This window comes from Paenibacillus sp. y28 (genome assembly GCF_037137075.1).
Taxonomy (GTDB): Bacteria; Bacillota; Bacilli; order Paenibacillales; family NBRC-103111; genus JBBBNV01.
Genome location: NZ_JBBBNV010000106.1, coordinates 1 through 905, shown reverse-complemented (window position 1 = coordinate 905; position 905 = coordinate 1). Strand labels below are relative to the sequence as shown.

The following is a 905-nucleotide window of genomic DNA, read 5'->3' as shown; positions in this document are numbered from 1 at the left end:
AAGATTTGCAGCCGGTAATGGGTAAAATGCAGCCCGTCCGCATCGTTCTGCGTCCATGTAATCGTTGGTGTGGTGGTATAGAATAGCGTGCAAGCACCCGGGTCGCCGCAATCCGGATTCGTAATGTCTACCTCCGGCCGTTCATTTGGCGTCGGCAGCGTGCCGTCAATCGTAATGGTCTGGATGTAGAAGTCACTCCAGGCGCTGTACTCGTCCATGACCGCTTCGGCTACCGTGTAAGTGCCGGTTTCCGGCGGAATGACCAGCTTCTGCTTGACCACGGTGCCGCTTGGCGTGATGTAGTAGTATTTCCGGTCCAATACGCCCCGGTTTCCTTCATACCCGCTCATGCAGCTGCCGCCCGGATAGCACCGGTCCACATCATAGCTTGTATCGCTCCAGGCTACCGTGTTGTCTGGGTTGGCCGACAGCGTAAACTCGGCCACCGGCTTGCGGTGTACAATCAGATTACGGGAATATAAATTGGACTGCTTCCGGAACGACTCCGGCGTGACATCGTCCCATTGGGAATACGTCATCCGGTACAAGCCCACCCGTTCGAACGGAGAAACCGGCGCCGGGTACGTCTGGCCGTGGTGCGGCGACAAGCCGGAGTAGCCGTCCCCGGTATTCAGGAACAAATCTGGATTGGTATGCTCGATGGTCCACGCTGTACCTGCAGGCCAAATCGGGTCTTTTTCCGGATCTTCATAGGTTGTCTCATACTCCACCGGCGCGCCTACCAGTGCCACGTCCTTGACGGCGTAGATGGAAGATGGAGAAGCTGCCAAATACGTAATATCTTTTAGCTCTGCGTAATCCCGATCCGAGAATGGCCCGAATTTTCCTGTTGTAAATGTGCTGTCCGTAACATCGGAAACGACAAAGCCGTTCATTTTTACCTT

General features: G+C 55.0%; 1 pseudogene. It reads right to left on the bottom strand.

The window, feature by feature from the left end:
* Positions 1-905: pseudogene (locus WBG83_RS22480) on the bottom strand (CARDB domain-containing protein); the annotation flags it as partial.